This is a genomic window from Streptococcus sp. F0441 (assembly GCF_000314775.2).
Classification (GTDB): Bacteria; Bacillota; Bacilli; order Lactobacillales; family Streptococcaceae; genus Streptococcus.
On the sequence record NZ_KB373321.1, the window covers coordinates 524,898 to 549,674 of the forward strand.

A 24,777-nucleotide genomic window follows, 5' to 3' on the forward strand; every position below is an offset into this window, starting at 1 on the left:
GATGAATCATTTATGGAAGATTTAGTAAGCATTATCGTCCCAGTCTATAATGTAGAAAAATATTTAAAAAAATCAGTAGAAAGCATTTTGAATCAAACTTATGACAATATTGAGATACTATTGGTTGATGATGGAAGTACAGACAATAGTGGAAATATTTGTGATTCGTTTATTAAAATTGATTCTAGAATAAGAGTGTTTCATAAAGAAAACGGTGGTTTATCAGATGCTCGAAACTTTGGAATAGAACATATAAGAGGTCAATATGTATCGTTTATTGATAGCGATGATTATATATCTAAGGATTATGTGTGGAAGTTGTATCATTCTCTAAAAAACAATAATTCAGAGGTGTCTATATGTTCTTTTTCATTGGTTGATGAAACGGGTGAAAAGATAAAAGATGAGATACTAGATAATGATAAAATATGTTTATCTGGTCAACAAGTATTAGAAAAAGTGTTAACGTCAAATGGTTATCGTTATGTTGTTGCTTGGAATAAGCTTTATCGATCAACTTTATTTGAAAAGTTAAAATTTAAAAAAGGCATGTTGTATGAAGATGAATTTCTTAACTATCCTCTGTTTTGGGAGTGTAAAAGGGTATCAATTGTAGAGGAGCCGTTATATTTATACGTTCAACGAAAAGGAAGCATTGTACAAAGTAATATGACTTTAGAAAAAATAAAGATGAAGGATAAAATGCATACATCGCGTATTGAATTTTATGCAGAAAAAAAGAATTCCTTTTTACACCAACGTTCGTGTCAACAGTATTGTAATTGGATTGTTACAACAACCGCTAGTCATTACAATGTCTTGAATGTAGCTTTTTTAAAATACTTGCAACAACAGTTTAGAAAAATTGTTAAATATACACAGAACGACGATAAGAAGCTAATTGTACAGAATATTTTAGGATATATAAATATTCGTTTAGCAGCTTATGTAAAATCAAAAGTAATGTAGGGTGTGAGGAGAAATAATGCTGGAAAAAATTTTAGCTTCTATTAACAATCGCTCTTTTTTTAGTAAATTGAAAAATAAAATTCATAGAATGTTTCCGATATATGTTATCAGTAATCAAAATATAGCTTTTCAACAAGATATTGATATTGCTTATAGAAAAATGAAGCGACAATTTAGCCATATTTCGTTGACTGAAAGTGAACAGAAAAATGATATGAACATTTCGAATAAAGTTTGGATTTGTTGGTTTCAAGGTGAAGAAAGCGCTCCAGAGTTAATTAGAACATGTATTCAATCAATGAGAACATATTTTCCTGGAAGAGAGATTATAGTACTAACAGAAGAAAATATTAGTGATTATACAGATATCCCAGATTATATCATTGATAAATATAAAAAGGGCTGGATTTCTCGTGCTCACTATTCTGATATTCTTCGGGTAGAACTTCTATGTCGTCATGGTGGATTATGGGTGGATGCAACTGTGTTGAATACCGGAGGAGATTTTACAAATCTTGAATTACCCCTTTTTGTATATAAATCGTTAGATTTATCTCGGAAGGATTCCCAAGCCGTTGTTGCATCAAGTTGGTTAATTTCGTCATTTAGTAACCATCCTATATTACTGTATACGAGAAAACTTCTCTGGGAGTATTGGAAGAGAAATAATAGTTTATGTAATTATTTTTTATTTCACATATTCTTTACAATTGCTACGGAACATTATCCAGCAGAATGGATTGCTGTCCCTACCTTTAATAATCATTCTCCCCACACACTTCACTTTGAGCTAAATAATCAATTTTCGGAAAAACGATGGGAACAAATAAAAAATATATCAGTGTTTCATAAATTAAACCATCACCTCGATTATTCTAGTGGTGTGGATACCTTTTATAAGTTTATAATTTCTTCGAAAGTTGAGACAAATGAGTAATAAGATCAGTAAAAATTTAGCTTATAATATGGGATATCAGTTGGTTGGTATTGCTGTTCCTTTAATAACTTCTCCCTACTTATCACGAGTATTAGGTGCTGAAAATCTAGGTATTCATTCTTTTACGATGTCAGTTGCACTTTACTTTATGATGTTTATGCTCCTGGGGATTGCAAATTACGGGAATAGAACAATTGCGACTGTTAAGCGAGAAGGAGAAGATATTCTATCAAAAACATTTTGGAGTATCTATTCTATCCAGTTAATAATGTCTATTCTGGTAACTATAACTTATATTGCTTATCTATATTTTGGGGCAGTACATTACAAGGTTATTGCAATATTACAACTCTTTTTATTGTTATCAAATGCTGTTGATATTACTTGGTTTTTCTATGGATTAGAAAATTTTAAACAAATCGTTTTTAGGAACACATTAGTTAAACTTTTAGGATTATTTTTAATTTTTTTATGTGTACGTCAAAGTACAGATCTATGGAAGTATACATTTATAAATGGGTCAGTAACTTTAGTTGGTCAACTTTTACTATGGGGACAATTAAAAGGAGTATTGTCTTGGAAAAAGATTCAATTAAAGGAATTATTACCTCATATCAAGCCAATTTTAATTCTTTTTATTCCTGTACTAGCCATTAGTATTTTTACTAATATGGATAAATATATGCTTGGTTTAATGGTTGACGTAAAGCAGGTTGGATTTTATGACAATGCAGGTAGAATTATTGAAATTCCTAAAGCTTTGATTGCGGCCTTAGGGGCTGTTATGTTGCCGAGAACTTCCTATTTACTAGCAGAAGGACAAGAAGAAAAGAGTAAATACTACATAGAGGTAACAATTTTATACGTGATGATTATTTCTAGTGTATTGATGTTTGGACTAATATCGGTATCTGATATTTTTTCCATTATATTTTGGGGAGAAGAGTTTCTTGAATCAGGAAGATTGATTGCTGCTATGTCTCCGGCTTTTGTCTTTTCTGTTTTAGGAAATATTATTAGAACTCAGTATTTGATTCCTAGAGCTAAAGATAAAGATTATGTAGTGTCTCTAATCGCGGGAGCGGTTGTTAATCTAGTGTTAAACTGTTTTTTTATAAAACCTTTTGGTGCTATGGGAGCAACAGTTAGTACAGTATTGGCAGAATTTGTGTTGTCTGGAATGCAGTTTTGGTCAGTTAGAAGAGACTTAAATTTAAAAAGATATTTGAAAAACGGTTTGATATTCTACCTATTTGGTCTGATTATGTACCTGGTTATTATAGCGCTCAAAACTCATTTACCCTATAATATAGTGAGTCTTATTTTACTCATAGCTTTGGGCGGATTCGTATATGTTGCTTTCAGTTGTAGCTATATTTTAATGTCAAGAAACTTACATTTTAAGTTATTGAGGGAAAAGATCAAACGAAAGATTGGATATGAAAAGATATTATAAATTATTATTAAAAAGATTAATGTTTTACCCATTTAGTTGGCTACCTTTAAATAAAAGAAAGCTAGTATTTGATAACTTTGGTGGTCGAGGATATGGGGACAATCCAAAGTATATTGCTGATGAACTATTAAAGCAGGATAAGAATCTTGATATAGTTTGGTTAACAAAGGATATGAGTACTTCTGTGCCTGATGGGGTTAGAAAGGTACGATATGGAAGTTGGAGAGCTTTTTTGGAGTGGAGTACAGCTAAAATTTGGGTCGATAATATCAGAAATTCCGATCGTCCTTGGAAAAGAAAAAAGCAAATCTACTTACAGACGTGGCATGGATCTGATGGCGTTAAATTAGTCGAAAAGGATGTAGAATCAACACTTTCAAAATCCTATCTTGTAATGGCGAAATACGATGGTAGGATATCTGATGGAATCATTTCTAGTTGCCAATTGCAAACAGAACAGTTTAAAAAATCATTTTGGCTAGATGACAATGTTGAAATTTTGGAATATGGTTTACCAAGAAATGATGATTTCTTTTATAGTGAGAAAGTAAGTCACACAAATCAAATCGTCAGAGCTAGATATAATATCTCTTTAGATGAACTAGTCGTTTTATATATGCCTACTTTTAGGGATAATGGATCAACAAAAGCGTATAATCTCGATTATGATAAGGTAATCAGTTCGTTTCAAAAATTCTATAATAAAGAAGTTAGAGTGTTGATTCGTTTTCATCCAAATGTTGATAATACATTTTTTAAAAATGATGATGAAAGATTAATTAATGTGACAGATTATCCGGATCCGCAGGATTTGATGTTTGCAGCTGATATTATGATTTCAGACTATTCATCAGCACCGATAGATTTTATGTTGTTAAATAGAACTATATTTTTGTATATGCCAGATTATGAGGAGTATACAAAATTAAGACCACTAAATCCAAATTTCAACAATCTTCCATTTATTAAATGTTATACAAATCTTGAATTAGTTGAACAAATTTCTAGATTTTCAAAAATGGATTATCATGAATGTATCGATGATTATAAGTTAAAGAACAGACGATTTGATGATGGAGATGCTGCAAGGAAGTGTGCAGAGTGGATAGTGAATCAATTATAAAGAAACTAAAAACGAAAGTTAGACAAGAGGAATAGGATATGAAAAGAGTAATTACTTATGGGACTTTTGATTTGCTCCATTATGGGCATATTAATTTGTTAAAAAGAGCAAAGCAATTAGGCGATTATTTAATTGTAGTTGTTTCAAGTGATGAGTTCAATTTAAAAGAAAAAAATAAAATTTGTTATTTTAATTATGAACATAGAAAAAATTTAGTTGAGGCAATACGATATGTAGATCTAGTAATACCTGAAACTAGTTGGGAACAAAAAAAATCAGATGTAAAAGAGTATCATATTGATACTTTTGTAATGGGCGATGATTGGAAAGGTAAATTTGATTATCTAAAAGAAGAAGGCGTTGAAGTAGTCTATTTGCCCAGAACGAAAGAAATTTCAACAACTAAAATTAAAGAGGATTTAGCAGACTAAATATAGAGTGAAAATGTTGCATTTATATTTTTAATAATTTATTATAGAGAGCACATTGAGTCTAGAGTTTTGCGTTTTTAGGTGGAGGAAGATGGAGACTAAAGAGAATAAAGCAATGGATAATACCACTTTACATGCTATTAAAACATTAGCCTGTTTTAGTGTGGTTGCTATACATATATGGCTACCAGGAAAAATTGGAGCTGTTTATCAGATAATTGCACGATTTGCAGTACCAATGTTTTTTTTGATTTCTGGTTTTTATTCATATAATATTTCAAAGTCTAAAATACAGCAAAGAATAAAAAAAATATTTAGATTAACATTAATAAGTACATTTTTTTATGCAGCTATTTTTATCTATACATTATGGAAAGAAAATAATTTGCAATTTCCTTTTCAGACTTTTAGTTTCACGAATATCATAAGGTTTATATTTTTTAATAGAATATCAGATTTAATAGGTTCTCTGGCTACACCACTTTGGTATCTATATGCTATACTATATATCTATATTTACCTTTATTTTTCTAACAAGAGATTGCTGTTTAGGAAACAAGTGATTGCTATACTTTTGCTACTTGCTTTTATTATTGAATTCATGATTAATGATTCAATTTTTTACAGAAATTTTTTGTTTATGGGAATACCGTTCTTTGGAATAGGGAATTTCTTGGCACAGATAAAAAAGAGGATCATTAATTGTCGAGTGATAAATAAATTATTAATCTTGGGAATGATTATATATCCAATGCTAGTATTTTTTGAGTATTACAGTTTAGGTAATTCTTTTGAACTTTATATAAGTTCAATACTTGCTGTAATAATGTTGATGTTATTTGCAATAAAATTACCTAATGCGATTGATATTGAGATATTGAACGAAATTGGAGAAAAATACACCACTTTTATTTACATAACGCACCAGTTTGTTATTTTGATATTTACAGTGTTAATTTCTAATACTTATATTCTTAAATTTGGGACTATTTTTGTTTTTCTAATATGCTATGGTTTAGGAAAGCTATTTCAATTTGTGAAACAAATCAGATGAAAATAAATAATAGTTGAAAAAATGCAAAACGGATTATTAGTTGAGATCAAATTAGATTTCGTCATGATTATGATTTGTGTACAATGTAGAATATTATATAATCGAAAAGAGGGTTCTGGTGAACTTTCTTTTTGATTATGCCTAGAAGATTAAATATTTTCGGAAAAATGAAAAGGAAAAGTATGCAAAAAATTATAAGTACCCTAATTGTCAAGTCAAGTGCAACAAAGTTGTTCTTCTGATTAAGTGAGTATCTTTCAAGCTGTTTGAGTTAGCTCAAACAGCTTTTTTGCGGACTGATAGCCATGGATTCGTCTAGATCCTTCATTGATAGCCTTTGTATAGTCCTCTAAAAGTGTCGGCTTTAGTTCTTTTAGTGAGGATCCCTTTGGAATGAACTCTCTTAATAATCCATTGAAATTCTCATTTGTACCTCGTTCATAAGATGAATAGGCATGTGCAAAATAAACATCTAATCCCTCTATCTTACTCAATGATGAAAATTCGTTTCCATTATCTGCAGTTATGGACTTAATGGGATAAAGTTTCATACACTCTAAGATTGCTTGATTGACATACTCTTCTTTCTTTTCCACGAGTTTCTTGGTGACGGCATAGCGTGTTTGTCGTTCTACCAAGGTCAGAATAGAAGGTTCTCCTATTGTCTTTCCACCCAGAACAAAATCGATTTCCCAATCTCCAAAACGGGAACGATTATTGATTTCTTCTGGTCTTTCTTCAATTGACTTTCCTAGATGTTTCTTGGTAGAGGGGCGCTTGGTAAATTTCTTACGGATCCGCACTGCTCTTGGTAAATCAATAACCTTAATCTCTAATAAACCTTGATGGATATAGTTATAGAGCGTCTTGGTTGAAGGAACAACTGCATCTACATGTTGGAGTCTATAGGTATGAACAAAGGTATCCACGCTATGCACCCTTGGTTTCTCTCTCATTGCTTCTGTAAATTCTCTCAGAAAGTCATCCGATACACGATCCAGTTTCAGATAATAGCTGGCTTCTCTAGCATGACGATAACGGTTATGAGCAGTATCTGCATAATAGTGTTGGTGATAGACCTTCTGCCCATTTACTTTTTTCACTTGTGTTATGGAACCACGATTAATTTCACGAGTAATAGTAGAGCGATTTCTCCCTAGTCTACGAGCAATCTCAGCAGGTTTGAGTCCTACGCTTAAATAAGCTTCAATTTCCCCTCGCTCAGCTTCAGATAAGTGCTTGTATGATTGATTTGTGGTAGAATAATTAGTGGACATGTTCATCTTCCTTTATACTGTTTTTCGCAACTCTAGTATATCAGACGAACATGTCTTTTTTGTTGCACTTCATTTTACAACAGGGCATTTTTCAGAAAATGCTAAAATCATTCAAAAATTCTGAAAATTCTGTTGACAACTTTTTGAAAAGAGTCTATAATGGGATGTAAATTTTAAAGGAGAAAATGATGAAAAGTTCAAAATTACTTGCCCTTGCGGGTGTGACATTATTGGCAGCTGGTACTCTGGCTGCGTGCTCTGGATCAGGTTCAAGTGCTAAAGGTGAGAAGACATTCTCATACATTTATGAAACGGATCCTGATAACCTAAACTATTTGACAACTGGTAAGGCAGCTACAGCAAATATTACGAGCAACGTTATCGATGGCTTGCTCGAAAATGACCGCTATGGTAACTTTGTGCCATCTATGGCTGAGGATTGGTCTGTATCTAAGGACGGCTTGACTTACACGTATACGCTTCGTAAGGATGCAAAATGGTATACCTCTGAAGGTGAGGAATACGCAGAAGTCAAAGCTCAAGACTTTGTAACAGGACTTAAATATGCTGCTGATAAAAAATCTGATGGTCTTTATTTAGTTCAAGAATCAATCAAAGGATTGGACGCCTATGTTAAAGGAGAAATTACAGACTTCTCTCAAGTAGGAATCAAGGCCCTTGATGATTATACAGTTCAGTACACATTGAACAAGCCAGAAAGCTTCTGGAATTCTAAGACAACGATGGGAGTTTTGGCCCCAGTAAATGAAGAGTTCTTGAACTCTAAAGGGGATGACTTCGCTAAGGGAACTGACTCAAGCAGTATTCTCTACAATGGTCCGTTCTTACTCAAATCAATTGTTGCTAAATCTTCTGTCGAATTTGCGAAAAATCCTAACTACTGGGATAAGGACAATGTCCATATCGATAAGGTTAAATTATCATTCTGGGATGGACAAGATACCAACAAACCAACTGAAGCTTTCAAAGACGGCAGCTTTACAATGGCTCGTCTCTTCCCAACAAGCGCTAGCTACCCAGAGACTGAAAAAACATTCAAAGACAATATCGTTTATACACAACAAGACTCTACTACTTATTTAGTCGGTACGAATATTGATCGTCAGTCTTATAAGTACACTTCTAAGACAACGGATGAAGAAAAAACATCAACCAAGAAAGCTCTTCTAAACAAAGACTTCCGTCAAGCTCTTGCTTTTGGTTTCGATAGAACAGCCTATGCTTCTCAAGTAAATGGTGCAAGCGGAGCTACCAAACTGCTTCGTAACTTATTTGTTCCTCCTACATTTGTACAGGCAGATGGAAAGAACTTTGGCGAAATGGTCAAAGATAAATTGGTGACTTATGGTGATGAGTGGAGCAACGTGAACTTGGATGATGCTCAAGATGGACTCTACAACCCAGATAAGGCCAAAGCAGAGTTTGCTAAAGCTAAGACAGCTCTCCAAGCGGAAGGTGTGAAATTCCCAATCCACTTGGATATGCCTGTAGACCAAACCAATACAACAAAAGTTCAACGTGTCCAATCTTTTAAACAGTCAGTTGAAAAAAACTTAGGATCTGATAATGTGGTTGTCGATATTCAACAACTTCAAAAAGACGATGTCTTGAACATCACTTACTTTGCTGAAACTGCGGCTGGAGAAGACTGGGATATCTCAGATAACGTGGGTTGGTCTCCAGACTTTGCAGACCCTTCCACCTACCTTGATATTATCAAACCATCTGTAGGGGAAAATACAAAGACTTACCTAGGATTTGACTCAGGAACAAACAACGCTGCTGCCAAGCAAGTTGGTTTGGAAGACTACGAAAAAATGGTTGTGGAAGCTGGGGAAGAAACTACTGACGTTTCAAAACGTTATGAAAAATATGCTGCTGCCCAAGCTTGGTTGACAGACAGTGCCTTGCTCATCCCAACAACTTCTCAAACTGGTCGTCCAATGTTGTCTAAGATGGTACCATTTACACTTCCGTTTGCATACTCTGGTAACAAGGGTATGAGCGAAGCCCTCTTGTATAAATACCTAGATGTACAAGATAAGGCAGTAACAACAGAAGAGTATCAAAAAGCTCAAGAAAACTGGTTGAAAGAAAAAGAAGAGTCTAATAAGAAGGCTCAAGAAGACCTCGCAAACCATGTGAAATAATTTTGCAGGATATGAGAAAGGATTTAGTATTCCTCTTGGATGCTAAGTCCTTTTTATATCTTTAAAGCGAGCTTTTAAATTTGAGGTGTCTTGAGAAATTTTTGCGAATTTTCCTTTTTCCTATTGCTTTCTTAGATATTATTTGTTATATTAAAAGCATAATTATTTTTTTATTTATGACAGTTAAGCACGATACTTTCAGAGAAAGGAGTATTTTTAAAAGAAGAAATGTAAACGCTTACTGTGAAGTGAAAGGATTAAGGAGTTTATGGATAAACAATTTTTTGAAAAACGCTGTAAGTTTAGTATTCGTAAGTTTACGCTTGGGGTAGCTTCGGTGATGATTGGAGCGACTTTCTTCGCAGCTAGCCCAGTATTGGCTGATCAAGCAAGGGTTGGTTCAACAACTAATTTGCCGAGTGAACTAGCTGATTTGGATAAAAAGGCTAGTGATGAGGGGCACGATTTTGACAAGGAAGCTGCCGCTCAGAATCCTGGTTCAGCTGAGACTACAGAAGGCCCTCAAACAGAAGAAGAGTTGTTGGCTCAAGAAAAAGAAAAGTCTGAAAAGTCAAGCAATCTGCCAAAAGAATTAGAAGATAAGTTGGAGAAAGCTGAAGACAATGGGCGTGAAGTTGACAAGGATCAGTTGGCCCAAGATACTGGGAAGCTCGTCCCAGAAGATGTGGCTAAGACTACCAATGGGGAATTAAACTACGGCGCAACTGTTAAGATCAAGACGCCATCAGGAGAAGGTAGCGGTATTGTCGTTGCTAAAGACCTTGTCTTGACGGTTTCTCATAACTTTATCAAGGACAGCCAAGACGGTAATATCCGTAAGGTTGTGGACAATGATCAAGGGGATGGAGATATCTATAGCATCTCATATCCGGGATTGCCAGATGTCAAGTTTAGCAAGAAAGATATCATTCATTGGGATCGTGAAGGCTACCTGAAGGGCTTCAAAAATGATTTGGCCCTAGTGAGATTGCGTACAGTTCTCGAAAATACGCCTGTTGAAGTAACTAAAAAACCAGTTGTTAAGAAAATCGGAGATAAACTTCATGTCTTTGGTTATCCAGAAGGGAAATTGAATCCGATTGTCAATACTACAGTTGATTTTGCGGAACCATACGGAGAAGGTGTCCAAGGGATTGGTTACCAAGGAGGCAAACCGGGCGCTAGTGGCGGCGGTATCTTTGATACAGAAGGCAAACTAGTCGGTGTTCACCAAAATGGTGTAGTTGGAAAACGGAGCGGAGGTATTCTCTTCTCACCAGCTCAACTAAAATGGATTCAAGACCACATGCAGGGGATTTCAAGTGTGAAACCAGCAGACTTGGAAGAGAAAGAAAAACAGGCTGAAGAAAAATCAAAAGAGGATAAACCTGCAGCTGCTAAACCTGAAACCCCTAAGACAGTAACCCCTGAATGGCAAACGGTAGCAAAAAAAGAACAGCAGGGAACAGTTACGGTTCGTGAAGAAAAAGGTATCCGCTACAATCAATTGTCTTCAACTGCACAGAACGACAATGGCGATAAACCAGCCTTGTTTGAAAAACAAGGATTGACAGTTGATGCTAATGGAAATGCGACGGTTGATTTAACCTTCAAAGATGATTCTGAAAAGGGCAAATCACGCTTTGGTGTCTTCTTGAAATTTAAAGATACCAAGAACAATGTTTTTGTTGGTTATGACAAAGATGGCTGGTTCTGGGAGTATAAATCTCCAACCGATAGCACCTGGTATAAGGGGGGACGTGTAGCAGCGCCTGAGACAGGAACAATTAACCGCCTATCAATTACCCTCAAGTCAGATGGACAACTCAATGCAACGAATAATGATGAGAAACTCTTTGATACGGTCACTTTGCCAGCAGCTGTTAATGAAACTCTCAAAAATGAGAAGAAAATCGTCCTAAAAGCTGGTTCCTATGGCAATGAGCGAACAGTTGTCAGTGTTAAAACGGACAATCAAGAAGGTGTAAAAGCAGATGATACTCCTGCCCAGAAAGAAACAGGTCCGGCCGTTGACGATAGCAAGGTGACTTATGATACGATCCAGTCTAAGGTCCTCAAAGCAGTGATTGACCAAGCCTTCCCTCGTGTCAAGGAATACACCTTGAATGGTCATACTTTGCCAGGACAGGTGCAACAGTTCAATAAAGTATTTATCAACAAACACGAAGTCACCCCTGAAGTTACCTACAAAAAAATCAATGAGACAACAGCAGAGTACTTGATGAAGCTTCGCGATGATGCTCACTTAATCAATGCGGAAATGACAGTACGCTTGCAAGTTGTGGATAATCAATTGCACTTTGATGTGACCAAGATTGTCAACCACAATCGAGTTACTCCAGGTCAAAAGATTGATGACGAAAGAAAATTGCTTTCTACGATTAGTTTCCTTGGCAATGCTTTAGTATCTGTTTCAAGTGACCAAGCTGGTGCTAAGTTTGATGGGGCTACTATGTCAAATAATACCCATATCAGCGGGGATGATCATATCGATGTAACCAATCCAATGAAAGACCTAGCCAAGGGTTACATGTATGGATTTGTTTCTACAGATAAGCTTGCTGCAGGTGTTTGGAGCAATTCTCAAAACAGCTATGGTGGTGGTTCGAACGACTGGACTCGTTTGACAGCCTATAAAGAAACAGTTGGAAATGCCAACTATGTCGGAATTCATAGCTCTGAATGGCAATGGGAAAAAGCTTATAAGGGCATTGTCTTCCCAGAATACACGAAGGAACTTCCAAGTGCCAAGGTTGTTATCACCGAAGATGCCAATGCTGACAACAAAGTCGACTGGCAAGATGGTGCCATTGCTTATCGTAGCATCATGAACAACCCTCAAGGTTGGGAAAAGGTTAAGGATATCACAGCTTATCGTATCGCGATGAACTTTGGTTCACAAGCACAAAACCCATTCCTTATGACCTTGGATGGTATCAAGAAAATCAATCTCCACACAGATGGTCTTGGGCAAGGTGTTCTCCTTAAAGGATATGGTAGTGAAGGTCACGACTCTGGTCACTTGAATTATGCTGATATTGGTAAACGTATTGGTGGTGTTGAAGACTTCAAGACCTTGATCGAAAAAGCGAAGAAATATGGGGCTCATCTTGGTATCCACGTTAACGCTTCTGAGACTTATCCTGAGTCTAAATACTTTAATGAAAATATTCTTCGTAAGAATCCAGATGGAAGCTACAGCTATGGTTGGAACTGGTTAGACCAAGGTATCAACATTGATGCTGCTTATGACCTAGCGCATGGACGTTTGGCTCGCTGGGAAGACTTGAAGAAAAAACTTGGTGAAGGTCTCGACTTTATCTATGTGGACGTTTGGGGCAATGGCCAATCAGGTGATAACGGTGCCTGGGCTACCCATGTTCTTGCTAAAGAAATCAACAAACAAGGCTGGCGCTTTGCGATCGAGTGGGGGCATGGTGGTGAATACGACTCTACCTTCCAACACTGGGCAGCTGACTTGACCTATGGTGGCTACACTAATAAAGGTATCAACAGTGCTATCACACGCTTTATCCGCAACCACCAAAAAGATTCTTGGGTTGGGGATTATAGAAGTTACGGTGGTGCAGCCGACTACCCACTCCTAGGTGGCTACAGCATGAAAGATTTTGAAGGATGGCAAGGACGGAGTGATTACAATGGCTATGTAACCAACTTATTTGCCCATGACGTCATGACTAAGTACTTCCAACACTTCACTGTAAGTAAATGGGAAAATGGTACACCAGTTACCATGACCGATAATGGTAGCACCTATAAATGGACTCCAGAAATGAAGGTTGAGCTAGTCGATGCAGCAGGTAACAAGGTTGTTGTGACTCGTAAGTCAAATGATGTCAATAGCCCGCAATATCGCGAACGTACAGTAACGCTCAACGGACGTGTCATCCAAGATGGCTCAGCTTACTTGACTCCTTGGAACTGGGATGCGAATGGTAAGAAGCTTCCTACTGATAAGGAAAAAATGTACTACTTCAATACGCAAGCTGGTGCAACAACTTGGACCCTTCCAAGCGATTGGGCAAATAGCAAGGTTTACCTTTACAAGCTAACTGACCAAGGTAAGACAGAAGAGCAAGAACTAACTGTAAAAGATGGCAAGATTACCCTAGACCTTCTAGCAAATCAACCATACGTTCTCTACCGTTCAAAACAAACCAATCCTGAAATGTCATGGAGCGAAGGCATGCATATCTATGACCAAGGATTTAACAGTGGAACCTTGAAACACTGGACCATTTCTGGTGATGCTTCTAAGGCAGAAATTGTCAAATCACAAGGCGCAAATGAAATGCTTCGTATCCAAGGCAATAAGAGCAAGGTCAGCCTTACTCAGAAACTGACTGGCTTGAAACCAAATACCAAGTATGCTGTTTATGTCGGTGTTGATAACCGTAGTAATGCTAAGGCAAGTATCACAGTGAATACTGGCGAAAAAGAAGTGACTACTTATACCAATAAGTCACTCGCTCTCAACTATATCAAAGCATATGCTCATAACAATCGTCGTGAAAATGCTACAGTTGATGATACAAGTTACTTCCAAAACATGTACGCCTTCTTTACAACTGGATCGGACGTATCAAATGTCACTCTGACATTGAGTCGTGAAGCTGGTGATGAAGCAACTTACTTTGATGAAATTCGTACCTTTGAAAACAATTCAAGCATGTACGGAGACAAGCATGATACAGGTAAAGGCACCTTCAAACAAGACTTTGAAAATGTTGCTCAGGGTATCTTCCCATTCGTAGTGGGTGGTGTCGAAGGTGTTGAAGATAACCGCACTCACTTGTCTGAAAAGCATGATCCATATACACAACGTGGTTGGAACGGTAAGAAAGTCGATGATGTTATCGATGGAAATTGGTCATTGAAGACAAATGGACTAGTGAGCCGTCGTAACTTGGTTTACCAAACCATTCCGCAAAACTTCCGCTTTGAAGCTGGTAAGACCTACCGTGTAACCTTTGAATATGAAGCAGGCTCTGACAATACCTATGCCTTTGTAGTTGGTAAGGGAGAATTCCAGTCAGGTCGTCGTGGTACTCAAGCAAGCAACTTGGAAATGCATGAATTGCCAAATACTTGGACGGATTCTAAGAAAGCCAAGAAGGCAACCTTCCTCGTGACAGGTGCAGAAACAGGCGATACTTGGGTAGGTATCTACTCAACTGGAAACGCAAGCAATACTCGTGGAGATGCTGGCGGAAATGCCAACTTCCGTGGTTACAACGACTTCATGATGGACAATCTTCACATTGAGGAAATTACGCTAACAGGTAAGATGTTGACAGAAAATGCTCTGAAGAACTACTTGCCAACGGTTGCCATGACCAACTACACCAAAGAGTCTATGGACGCCTTGAAAGAAGCAGTCTTTAATCTCAGCCAAGCAGATGATGACATTAGCGTAGAAGATGCGCGTGCAGAGATTGCCAAGATTGAAGCCTTGAAGAATGCTTTGGTTCAGAAGAAAACAGCCTTGGTAGCAGAAGACTTTGAAAGTTTGGATGCGCCTGCCCAACCAGGTGAAGGCCTAGAGAATGCCTTTGATGGAAATGTGTCTAGTCTATGGCATACATCATGGGACGGAGGAGATGTCGGAAAACCTGCCACCATGGTCTTGAAAGAACCAACTGAAATTACAGGACTTCGCTATGTTCCACGTGCTTCAGGTTCAAACGGTAATTTGAGAGATGTGAAACTGGTTGTCACAGATGAGTCTGGTAAGGAACATACCTTTACCGTAACTGATTGGCCTGACAACAACAAACCAAAAGACATTGACTTTGGTAAGACAATCAAGGCTAAGAAGATTGTCCTTACTGGTACCAAGACATACGGAGATGGTGGAGATAAATACCAATCTGCAGCGGAACTCATCTTTACTCGTCCACAAGTAGCAGAAACACCTCTTGACTTGTCAGGCTATGAAGCAGCTTTAGCTAAGGCTCAGAAATTGACAGACAAAGAAAATCAAGAGGAAGTGGCTGGAGTTCAGGCAAGCATGAAATATGCGACGGATAACCATCTCTTGACTGAAAGAATGGTCGAGTACTTCGCAGACTATCTCAACCAATTACAAGATAAGGCTGCTAAACCAGACGCTCCTACAAGCAGCAAGGGTGAAGAACAACCTCCAATTCTTGAAGTTCCTGAATTTAAGGGAGGAGTCAATGCGGCGGAAGCGACTGTACATGAAGTACCAGAGTTCAAAGGTGGTGTTAATGCGGCAGAAGTGGCTGTACATGAAGTACCAGAGTTCAAAGGCGGTGTTAATGCGGTTGAAGCGGCTGTTCATGACCTACCTGAGTTCAAGGGAGGAGTCAATGCAGTTCAAGCCTTGGTACACGAATTGCCAGAATACACTGGTGGTGTTAATGGAGTTGAGCCAGCCGTACATGACAAACCAGAGTACACTGGCCCACTAGGTACATCAGGCGACCAGCCAGCACCAACCGTCGAGAAACCAGAGTATAAATTAACACCAGCTCCACTAGCTGATTCAAAGACTCCAAAAGTTAAAGATACTCTGAAAAATGAAGAAAGCAAGAAGGCTCTTCCAGAAACAGGAGCAGAGCAGTCTGATACAGCCCTCTTCCTTGCAGGAATCAGCCTAGCATTGTCAGCAGCCCTCTATGCTGCTAAAAGTAAAAAAGAATAGATATTCTATACTATACTTACCTTGTTTGGATAAATGACTCGAACTCTATAGAAATCAGAGTCGGAAAATGAATCAAACACCCGGAGAGGACCTCTAGGTTCTCTCCTTTTTTCAAAGGAGAAATGATACCGCTTACTCATGTATGCGGATGAAAGGAATAGGAGAAAGATGGATAGACATTTTTTTGAGAAACGCTGTCACTATAGTATCCGCAAATTTGCAATTGGTGCAGCCTCCGTTATGATTGGTGCTAGTATCTTTGGAGCCAATATGGTTCAGGCAGCAGAAACAGTAGCACCTTCAGAATCAGAGGGAAGCATTACCCATGTTCAAGCACTGGATAAGTTACCTGATGATTTAGCCACTGCGCTTGAAAAGGCGGATGCAGAAGCTACAACAGCAGCAAGTCATGAGGAGACTCCAGCGACTGACGAAGGAACCAATCCTACACCAAGTGAAGCGACAAAACCTGAGACAAGTCCTGCAAGTCCCAAGCCAGCAGAAACGCCGAAACCGGTTGAAACACCAAAGGCAGACAATCAACCTTCGGAAACCACTACACCGGCAGTAAAACCAGCTGAAACTGCTACTCCCGCACCACAACCAGCTGAAAAGCAAATCGAAGATAGAGAAGATGTCAACCATCTCGAGGGTGCTACTGTCCAGGCAAGCAACCATGAGACTGGTACCAACTTTACTGCGGATAAAGCTATCGACGGAGATGACAATACTCGTTGGGCTACAGACAAAGATGTACCAAAACCAACTTTTGAATTGACCCTTCCTAAGACAACCCTCATCAAACATGTAGAAATTGACTGGGATCGTCGTCTTCGCAATGGGCAAAATGACCCCAATATCAAATCTTGGAGTCTCTACTATGCAGGTCAAGAAGACGTGGGCGCTAATGGAGAAAAACAATGGAAACTAGCTCATACCAAGACTGGAGATCCAGTTTTAGACGAGAAAGTAGACCTAGCTGACAGTATCAAAGCTAAGTATCTCAAACTTGAGGTCAATGATTACCAAGCGGGAACAATGAACTGGAAAAACGTTGGAATCCAAGAAATTCGAGCCTATTCTAACGTTCCGGACCATAGTAAGGTAACGGACATCCGCCAAGTAACAGAACTAACAGTAGCAGAAGACGGACAGTCTCTTGTCTTGCCTAGCCTACCAGGGGAAGTTAGTCTTATCGGAAGCAATAAACAAGGTGTAATTGACCTTCAAAATCGTATCCATAAACCTCTGACAGATCAACGCGTTAAGGTTATGGTGCAACAAATCAAAGACAGCCATACTTTCACTAAGGAATTTGAAGTAGTCATCAAGGGGTTACATCAGGACGAGGGTGTGGGTGTAAAACCAAAAGTAGCACCAGCTGTTCAACAATGGTATGGAAAAGAAGGTCAATCTTCTATCACTTCAGATACAGTTCTTGCGACAGGAGATTCGGGCTTTGATCAGACTGCAACCTTCTACCAGTCAGACCTTGCAAGCCGTGGATTGGAACTTGCAACAGGTGACAGACAGGCTCAAAAACGAATCGAGTTTAAAAAGGTTGAAAACAAAGGTTATGGCAAGGAAGGCTATGGCATCACTATCCAAGGTGATGTGATTACCATCGAAGCTGCAACGAACACAGGAGCCTTTTACGCAACTCGTACTCTTCTTCAAATGGGAGAAACAGACCTACAAAATGGTGAAATTCGTGATTTCCCAAGTTTCAGTCACCGTGGCTTTATGCTGGATACAGGTCGTAAATTTATCCCTTATGACACCCTCGTAGACATCATGCTCAACATGGCCTACTACAAGATGAACGACTTGCAGTTGCACCTTAATGATAACTATATCTTCCTCAAGGAACACTTGGCAGGTAAGAATCTCTCTCCAGAAGAACAACTTAAGTATGTACTTGAACATGCCAAGACTGGTTTCCGTTTGGAGACAGATATTGTCGGTGAGAATGGTCAAAAATTAACATCAGATGAGCATTATACTAAGGAAGAAATGCAAAATCTGATTAAATTGGCCAAGGCTCTTCATATCAACCTAGTCCCAGAAATTGACACACCAGGTCATGCACTTTCATTTGTTAAAGTTCGTCCAGACCTCATGTATCAAGGACAACTAAGTGCTAACAAGCATAATGTAGAGCGTGTAGCTATGTTGGACTTGGATAACAAGTACGAAGAAACTCTTAAATTTGTCAAATCCGTCTATGACAAACTCCTCGATGGTCCAGATGCACCACTTCATGGGGTATCAACTGTTCATATCGGAACGGATGAATACTATGGCAGCAGAGAAAGCTATCGCCGCTATGTCAATGACCTTATCAAATACATTAAAGGAAAAGGCTATACCCCTCGTATCTGGGGCTCGCTCAGTGCGAAACGTGGGAGCACTCCTGTTGATTGGAACGGAGTAGAAGTTGATATCTGGAGCATTGGCTGGCAACGACCAAATGAAGCCATTGCTCAGGGAGCTAAGATTATTAACATCACGGATGTGCCGACATATAGTGTCCCAAGTGGAAGCAATAGTCAAGCAGCCTACGGGGACTATGCCAACTACGAACGCCAGTACAATAGCTGGACACCGAATGATTTTAGAACAGGTGGAGGTCCACTTCTACCAGCTTCTCATCCAAGTATCCTTGGTGGTGGGCACGCGGTTTGGAATGACAATATCGACCTTCATGAGACAGGCTTGACCTCTTATGATATCTTTAAACGCTTCTTCAAGAGCATGCAAACCACTGCGGAGCGCACTTGGGGATCTGACCGTGCAGCTGCGACCTTTGCAGAACGCACCCTACCAACAAGCCCTTATGCGCCACAGTCAAATCCTGATAGAGCGATTGATCAAAGTGATTTGTTTACTATCAATCCTAAGACAGTGAAGGACTACGCAAGTAAGAAGGTGAAGACAAGCGAGCAAGGATTGGCTTTTGAGAAAGACAGCAGTATCGAAGGCTTGGCTGGTGATGTTGGTCCAAGTCACGTCTTGAAGTTTGATGTAACTGTCACTGGTGACGGTGAACAAATCTTCTCAACAAGTGGGGACAACCGTATCTATCTAGCTGATAAAGACGGCTATCTTGCTTATCAATTTGAACAGTTCCATATCCAGTTCAAGAAGAAACTTGAAAAGAACAAACGCTATCAAATCTCTATCGTGACCAAACCACAATCAACGGAAGTCTATGTGGATGGTGAAAAGATTGAGCGTATCGCAAATCCAGAATACCCTCGCTTTGCCCACAATAGCTTGGTACTACCGCTTGAAAGTATCGGTGGGTTCAAAGGAATCTTGCATAGTGCAGAGTTGTCGGATAAACCATTTGTAAATCCTCGTTTGATTTCAAATGATAAGATTACAGCAACCGCAAGCAGTCAGCAACTTCCAGGAAACGCGACTGAAGGCGCTGTTGAAAAGGCCTTTGACAATGATCCAAATACCTTCTGGCATACTAAGTGGACTGGTGACACTGCGCCATACACCCTTACTATGACCTTGAAAGAAGCAGAAAAAATCAATGGCTTGACGTATCTCCCACGTCCAGGTGGTGGAAATGGTGTTGTGACGCGCTACGAAATCTACGCACAAAAAGATGGCCAAATGGTCAAGGTTTCAGAAGGAAGCTGGGACAACAACGCCCAAGAAAAAACAGTCAACTTTGCGGCAGTACATACCAACAAGATTGAGTTGAAAGTATTGGAAGGCGTTGGTGGTTTTGCAAGTGCAGCCGAAGTTCATCTATTGAAACCTGTCAAAGAAGAGCAAGAAACGCCTGCACCAAGTCAACCAGAAAAACCAACTACACCTGAAAAACCAAAAGTAGACCAAACCGGTGATGGAACAGTTGAATTGGCAGATCAATTCACTGCAAGTAAACCAGCTAGCGAAGACAGCATTGCAGATGCCAGCAAGAGCGCAGACTATCTCAAGAAAGAGTACAAGGTCTTCCCAACGCCACAAAAAGTGACTTATGGAGAAGGAGTCACAGCTCTTCGTAAGCAAGTCAATCTGGTCATGGGCAATCAACTCGATATCTATACTCGTAATCGCTTGAAGAGTGTCTTGCAGGACAATCAAGTATCTTATACAACTGGTAAGGCGGCAATCGCTGGCGCAACCAATATCTATCTTGGGGTGCATGGACAAGGCTCACAAGCAGAGCAAAACTTGTCCAATGTTTCAGCAGGTCTCTTTGACAAGATTGACGCCTATGTCTTGAGCATCAAGGATAATTCGATTTCCATCGTCGGAAAAGACACAGATGCGGTCTTCTATGGTTTGACAACCTTGAAACACATGCTCAAGGAAAGCCAAGTACCAGTCCTTCGAAATGTGACAGTAGAAGATTACGCAGAGCTCAAGAACCGTGGTTTCATCGAAGGTTACTATGGAAATCCATGGTCTAATGCCGATCGTGCAGAGCTCATGCGTTATGGTGGCGATTTGAAATTGAACCAATACTTCTTTGCACCAAAAGATGATCCATACCACAACAAGAAATGGCGTGAACTCTATCCAGAAGAAAAACTAGCTGAAATCCGTGAACTTGCTCGTGTCGGAAATCAAAGTAAAACCCGCTATGTCTGGACTATCCATCCATTCATGAACAACCGCATCCGCTTTGGCAATGAAGCGCATTACCAAGAAGATTTGGCAACCATCAAGGCTAAATTTACCCAGTTGATGAAAGTGGGTGTCCGCGAATTTGGTATCCTTGCAGATGATGCTCCAAGCCCAGTCGGAGGCTACAATAGCTATAACCGCTTGATGCAAGATATGACCAAGTGGTTGACTGAAATGCAGGGAACTTACAGTGGTCTTCGCAAAGAAATGATCTTTGTTCCTGGACAGTATTGGGGTAATGGACGTGAGGATGAGTTGAAATCCCTCAATGAAAATCTCCCAAGTTCAACATCCATGACCTTGACGGGTGGTAAGATTTGGGGTGAAGTCTCTGAAAGCTTCCTTTCAACTCTCAAGAACAATCTATCCGCAGGTGGCAAGACCTATCGCCCAGTTTCACTTTGGATTAACTGGCCTGTAACAGATAACTCTAAACAACACTTGATTCTAGGTGGTGGTGAGAAATTCCTTCATCCAAATGTGGATCCAAGTTTGCTATCGGGTATCATGTTGAACCCAATGCAACAGTCTGAACCATCTAAGATTGCCCTCTTTGCAGGAGCTCAATACTCATGGAAACAGTGGAAATCAGAAGAAGAAGCTAAGAAAATCAATGACATTGCCTTCAACTTTGTAGAAAATGGTCATTTTGAAGATAGCAAAGTATCAGCAGCCTTCCGCGAACTTGGTAAGCACATGATCAACCAAAACATGGATAATCGTGTCGTCAAACTAGAAGAATCTGTAGACTTGGCTCCAAAATTAACAGACTTCATGACCAAGCTCAAAGCAGGTCAGGATGTGACTGCCGAACGTGCAGCCTTGCGAGCTGAATTTGCCAAGATTAAAGAAGCAGCCGAACTTTACAAAGCATCAGGCGACCAAAAGATGGTTGCCCAAATCCACTATTGGTTGGATAATGCAATCGACCAAATGAATGCTCTCGATGCCTTCCTTACAGGAGCTGAAGCCATGGCTACAAACGATGCAGCTAAACTCTGGGATAGCTACTATAAAGGTTTGAAATTGTACGAACAGTCTCAAACTCACACCTTCCATTATGTAGACCATATGGAAAAGGCTGAATTGGGTGTTCAACATATTCGTCCATTTATCCTATCCCTGAAAGAAGTTCTAGCGTCTGAAGTTCAAAAAGTCTTGCATCCAGATCAAATCATCAGTACCTTTATTACCAATCGAACAGGTGTAGAAGGTGGTTTGGCAGAAGTAACGGATGGCGACTTGGCAACCCATGCGATTATTAAATCACCAAACAGCATCAAGACAGGTGATTATATTGGTATGAAGTTCAACAAGCCGGTAGCGATCCAAACCTTGACCTTTGCAATGGGAACGCAGGCAAATCCACGTGATACCTTTAGTAAGGCCGAAGTGCAGTATTTAGATGAAAATGACAACTGGGTAACTTTGAAAGAGCCAAGCTATGTCGGAAATGAATCCCTGCTTAAGTTTGAGAATCTCAACATCAAGGCTAAGGCAGTTCGCATGATTGCGACAGCAGACCGCGAGAACACTTGGTTTGCAGTTCAGGAAATTGCAGTTAACCGTTCAGTTGAAAAATCTCGTAGCCAACAAGCAACGACAGTTAGTCTAAGCTCAAACTTAGTTTACAAACTAAATACCTCAGCCCGTCAAATCACTGATGGCAAGGATAATACAGAAGCCATGATGGCAAATGCTGACGGTAGCAATACGACACCAGTAGATGCTTGGGCACAACTTGACCTCGGTGAAGTCAAGTCAATCACTAAAGTTCGTCTTCGCCAAGGAACGGGTGATAAGCTTGCCGCAGGTGTACTTGAGTACTCTACAGATGGAACTTCATGGCAAGAGTTGGATCGCCTATCAGGAGAACAAACCAAGGAAGTGACCAGAGCGATCAATGCTCGTTACATCCGAGTACGCAATACCAAGGCCCTCGACCTCTGGTGGCGTATCCAAGACTTCTCTGTTGAGACACGCTCTGGAAATAGTGAGTTAACAGACACCAACGTCGACGCCTTGAAGGAAACACCAGTAGTGGATAGCTTGGGCAGTTACGAACTTCAAATTCCAGCTGGAACTAAACTCCCTGCTCATAGCTATCTAGGTATGAAGCTTGACCGTATCCATCAAATCAAGAGCATCCAGCTCCAAGGTCAGGCAAACCCTGCTCTTACTCTAGAGTACTCTGCAAATGCGCAAGAATGGACGCCAGCTAGCCAGTTGACTGATAGATCTGTAGCAAGCCACTTAGTACGTTATGTTCGTCTGGTCAACAAAACAGATCAGGAACAAGCTGTGACAGCCACTTCTCTCCTTGTGACGACTAAAGAAGTGCAACCAACAAAATTGGAATCAACTTCAATGGGAATTCACCCAGCATATGGTAGCAATGATGTTCGTAAACTGAACAACCTAGATCAATTATTTGATGGTGTTTACAACAACTTCGTTGAATTTTCAGACTATGCTCGTAAAGATGGTCATGTGACCTTGAAACTTGGCAGCGAACGCACCATCAAGAAGATTAGAGCCTACATCCAAGACGGAACTCAAAACTATCTTCGTGATGGTAAGATTCAAGTCAGCCAAGACGGTAAAACTTGGACTGATGTCGTTACAGTAGGAGATGGTGTGGCCAATAGCCAACACGATGATTCATTGACAGATGGTTGGACACATGATTCTAAGATGCCAGGAAATCGCTACATCGAAGGTGAATTGACAACACCAGTCAAAGCCAACTATCTCCGTGTCCTCTATACAGCAGACTATGATGCCCGTTTTGTAGGCTTTACAGAATTGGTCATCAACGATGGTGAATTTGTCAAACCAATCAATGATCCAACAGTAGAAGGAAGTAGTGGAGAAAGCCAAGGCAACCTTTATAATAATCTTGTAGACGGAAAAGTCTTGACTAGCTATAAGTCTGAAAAAGACAAGGGCGAGTTGGTTTATCACTTGTCTGAGCCGACCAATGCCAACCACCTTCGTCTTGTTTCCAGTCTTCCTGAAGGAGCGAAAGCACGCATTCTTGCTAGAACACTCAAGGATGGTCAAGACAGCTGGACAGACCTCGGTGCCATTACATCTAGTCTCCAAACCTTCGCTATCCGAAATGGTGGCTCTCTTCTAGACGTCAAATTAGTCTGGGAAGGTGGCAAGGCCGAGTTTTATGAATTGGCGAGCTTCTATCAAGAATTAACAGAAGAATCGGTTCAATCAAGTAAGGGCGAAGAGCCAGCACCTGTTCTTGAGGTTCCTGAATTCACAGGCGGTGTCAATGCAATTGAAGCCTTGGTACATGAACTTCCAGAGTACACAGGCCCAGTAGCAACGGTAGGCGACCAAGCCGCTCCAACAGTAGAGAAACCTGAGTTCAAGGGCGGTGTCAATGCAGTTGAAGCCCTAGTACATGAACTTCCAGAGTACACAGGTCCAGTAGCGACAGTAGGTGACCAAGCTGCTCCGACAGTAGAGAAGCCTGAGTTTAATGGTGGTGTCAATGCAGCTGAAGCCTTGGTACATGAGCTTCCAGAGTATACAGGCCTAGTAGCAACAGTAGGCGACCAACCAGCTCCGACAGTTGAGAAGCCTGAGTTTAATGGTGGTGTCAATGCAGCTGAAGCCTTGGTACATGAGCTTCCAGAGTACACAGGACCATTATCGACAGTAGGCGATCAAGCCGCTCCAACTGTAGAGAAACCTGAGTTTAAACTTAGCTCATTTGCTTCAGATGAAGATAAGACACCGGCACCGGATCTAAAACAAGAAGTGACGAAGCAAGAAACTGCTGAACAAAGCTTGCCAGCAACAGGTGAGAGCCAATCTGACACAGCCCTCTTCCTAGCAGGTGTTAGCCTAGCCCTATCTGCTCTCTTTGTAGCAAGAACAAAGAAAGACTAGTATTCAACAAAACCTCTTAACAAGATTACGAAATCAGTTTCCTATCTTTCCCAATGAGGTTTATAGTACGCAGAAAGCCTGAGAAGAAATC

10 protein-coding genes are annotated in these 24,777 nt (G+C 39.8%); 9 read left to right on the forward strand and 1 reads right to left on the reverse strand.

Annotated elements, in window-relative coordinates; translation table 11 throughout:
- Positions 1 to 12: 12 nt before the first annotated feature.
- The 6 genes from HMPREF9188_RS02470 to HMPREF9188_RS02495 all read left to right on the forward strand — a co-directional run bounded on the left by HMPREF9188_RS02470 (position 13) and on the right by HMPREF9188_RS02495 (position 5,970).
- Positions 13 to 969 carry a glycosyltransferase family 2 protein gene (locus tag HMPREF9188_RS02470; RefSeq protein ID WP_009729797.1) on the forward strand — a complete coding sequence of 319 codons (957 nt, stop codon included), beginning with the start codon at positions 13 to 15 and terminating at the stop codon, positions 967 to 969.
- 16 nt (positions 970 to 985) lie between these two features.
- Positions 986 to 1,906 carry a capsular polysaccharide synthesis protein gene (locus HMPREF9188_RS02475; protein ID WP_009729798.1) on the forward strand — a complete coding sequence of 307 codons (921 nt, stop codon included), beginning with the start codon at positions 986 to 988 and terminating at the stop codon, positions 1,904 to 1,906.
- Positions 1,899 to 3,362, forward strand: coding sequence for a flippase (locus HMPREF9188_RS02480; RefSeq protein WP_000066243.1), 1,464 nt, complete (start codon positions 1,899 to 1,901; stop codon positions 3,360 to 3,362). The genes HMPREF9188_RS02475 and HMPREF9188_RS02480 overlap by 8 nt, the downstream gene beginning before the upstream one ends.
- Positions 3,346 to 4,485: a CDP-glycerol glycerophosphotransferase family protein gene (locus HMPREF9188_RS02485; protein WP_000833457.1), complete on the forward strand. Its 1,140-nt coding sequence runs from the start codon at positions 3,346 to 3,348 to the stop codon at positions 4,483 to 4,485. The genes HMPREF9188_RS02480 and HMPREF9188_RS02485 overlap by 17 nt, the downstream gene beginning before the upstream one ends.
- A gap of 38 nt (positions 4,486 to 4,523) precedes the next feature.
- Complete coding sequence (gene tagD, locus HMPREF9188_RS02490; RefSeq protein WP_009729800.1) at positions 4,524 to 4,916, forward strand: glycerol-3-phosphate cytidylyltransferase; 393 nt, start codon at positions 4,524 to 4,526, stop codon at positions 4,914 to 4,916.
- Positions 4,917 to 5,007: 91 nt separating this feature from the next.
- A complete protein-coding gene (locus tag HMPREF9188_RS02495) occupies positions 5,008 to 5,970 on the forward strand; it encodes an acyltransferase family protein (RefSeq protein WP_009729801.1) in 963 nt (320 codons plus the stop codon).
- Between the two features lie 257 nt (positions 5,971 to 6,227).
- Here HMPREF9188_RS02495 and HMPREF9188_RS02500 read toward each other — a convergent pair whose 3' ends face one another.
- Positions 6,228 to 7,247 (reverse strand): IS30 family transposase, encoded by a 1,020-nt coding sequence (locus tag HMPREF9188_RS02500; protein ID WP_009729802.1) that lies wholly within the window; start codon positions 7,245 to 7,247, stop codon positions 6,228 to 6,230.
- 188 nt (positions 7,248 to 7,435) lie between these two features.
- On the opposite strand from HMPREF9188_RS02500, the gene HMPREF9188_RS02505 reads away from it, so the two are divergent.
- From HMPREF9188_RS02505 to HMPREF9188_RS02515, 3 genes are all read left to right on the forward strand, one after another.
- On the forward strand, positions 7,436 to 9,418 hold the full coding sequence (locus HMPREF9188_RS02505) for a peptide ABC transporter substrate-binding protein (RefSeq protein WP_009729803.1): 1,983 nt from the start codon (positions 7,436 to 7,438) through the stop codon (positions 9,416 to 9,418).
- A gap of 268 nt (positions 9,419 to 9,686) precedes the next feature.
- Positions 9,687 to 16,127: a SpGH101 family endo-alpha-N-acetylgalactosaminidase gene (locus HMPREF9188_RS02510; protein ID WP_009729804.1), complete on the forward strand. Its 6,441-nt coding sequence runs from the start codon at positions 9,687 to 9,689 to the stop codon at positions 16,125 to 16,127.
- Positions 16,128 to 16,295: 168 nt separating this feature from the next.
- Positions 16,296 to 24,686 carry an SIALI-17 repeat-containing surface protein gene (locus HMPREF9188_RS02515; RefSeq protein WP_009729805.1) on the forward strand — a complete coding sequence of 2,797 codons (8,391 nt, stop codon included), beginning with the start codon at positions 16,296 to 16,298 and terminating at the stop codon, positions 24,684 to 24,686.
- Positions 24,687 to 24,777: the final 91 nt, after the last annotated feature.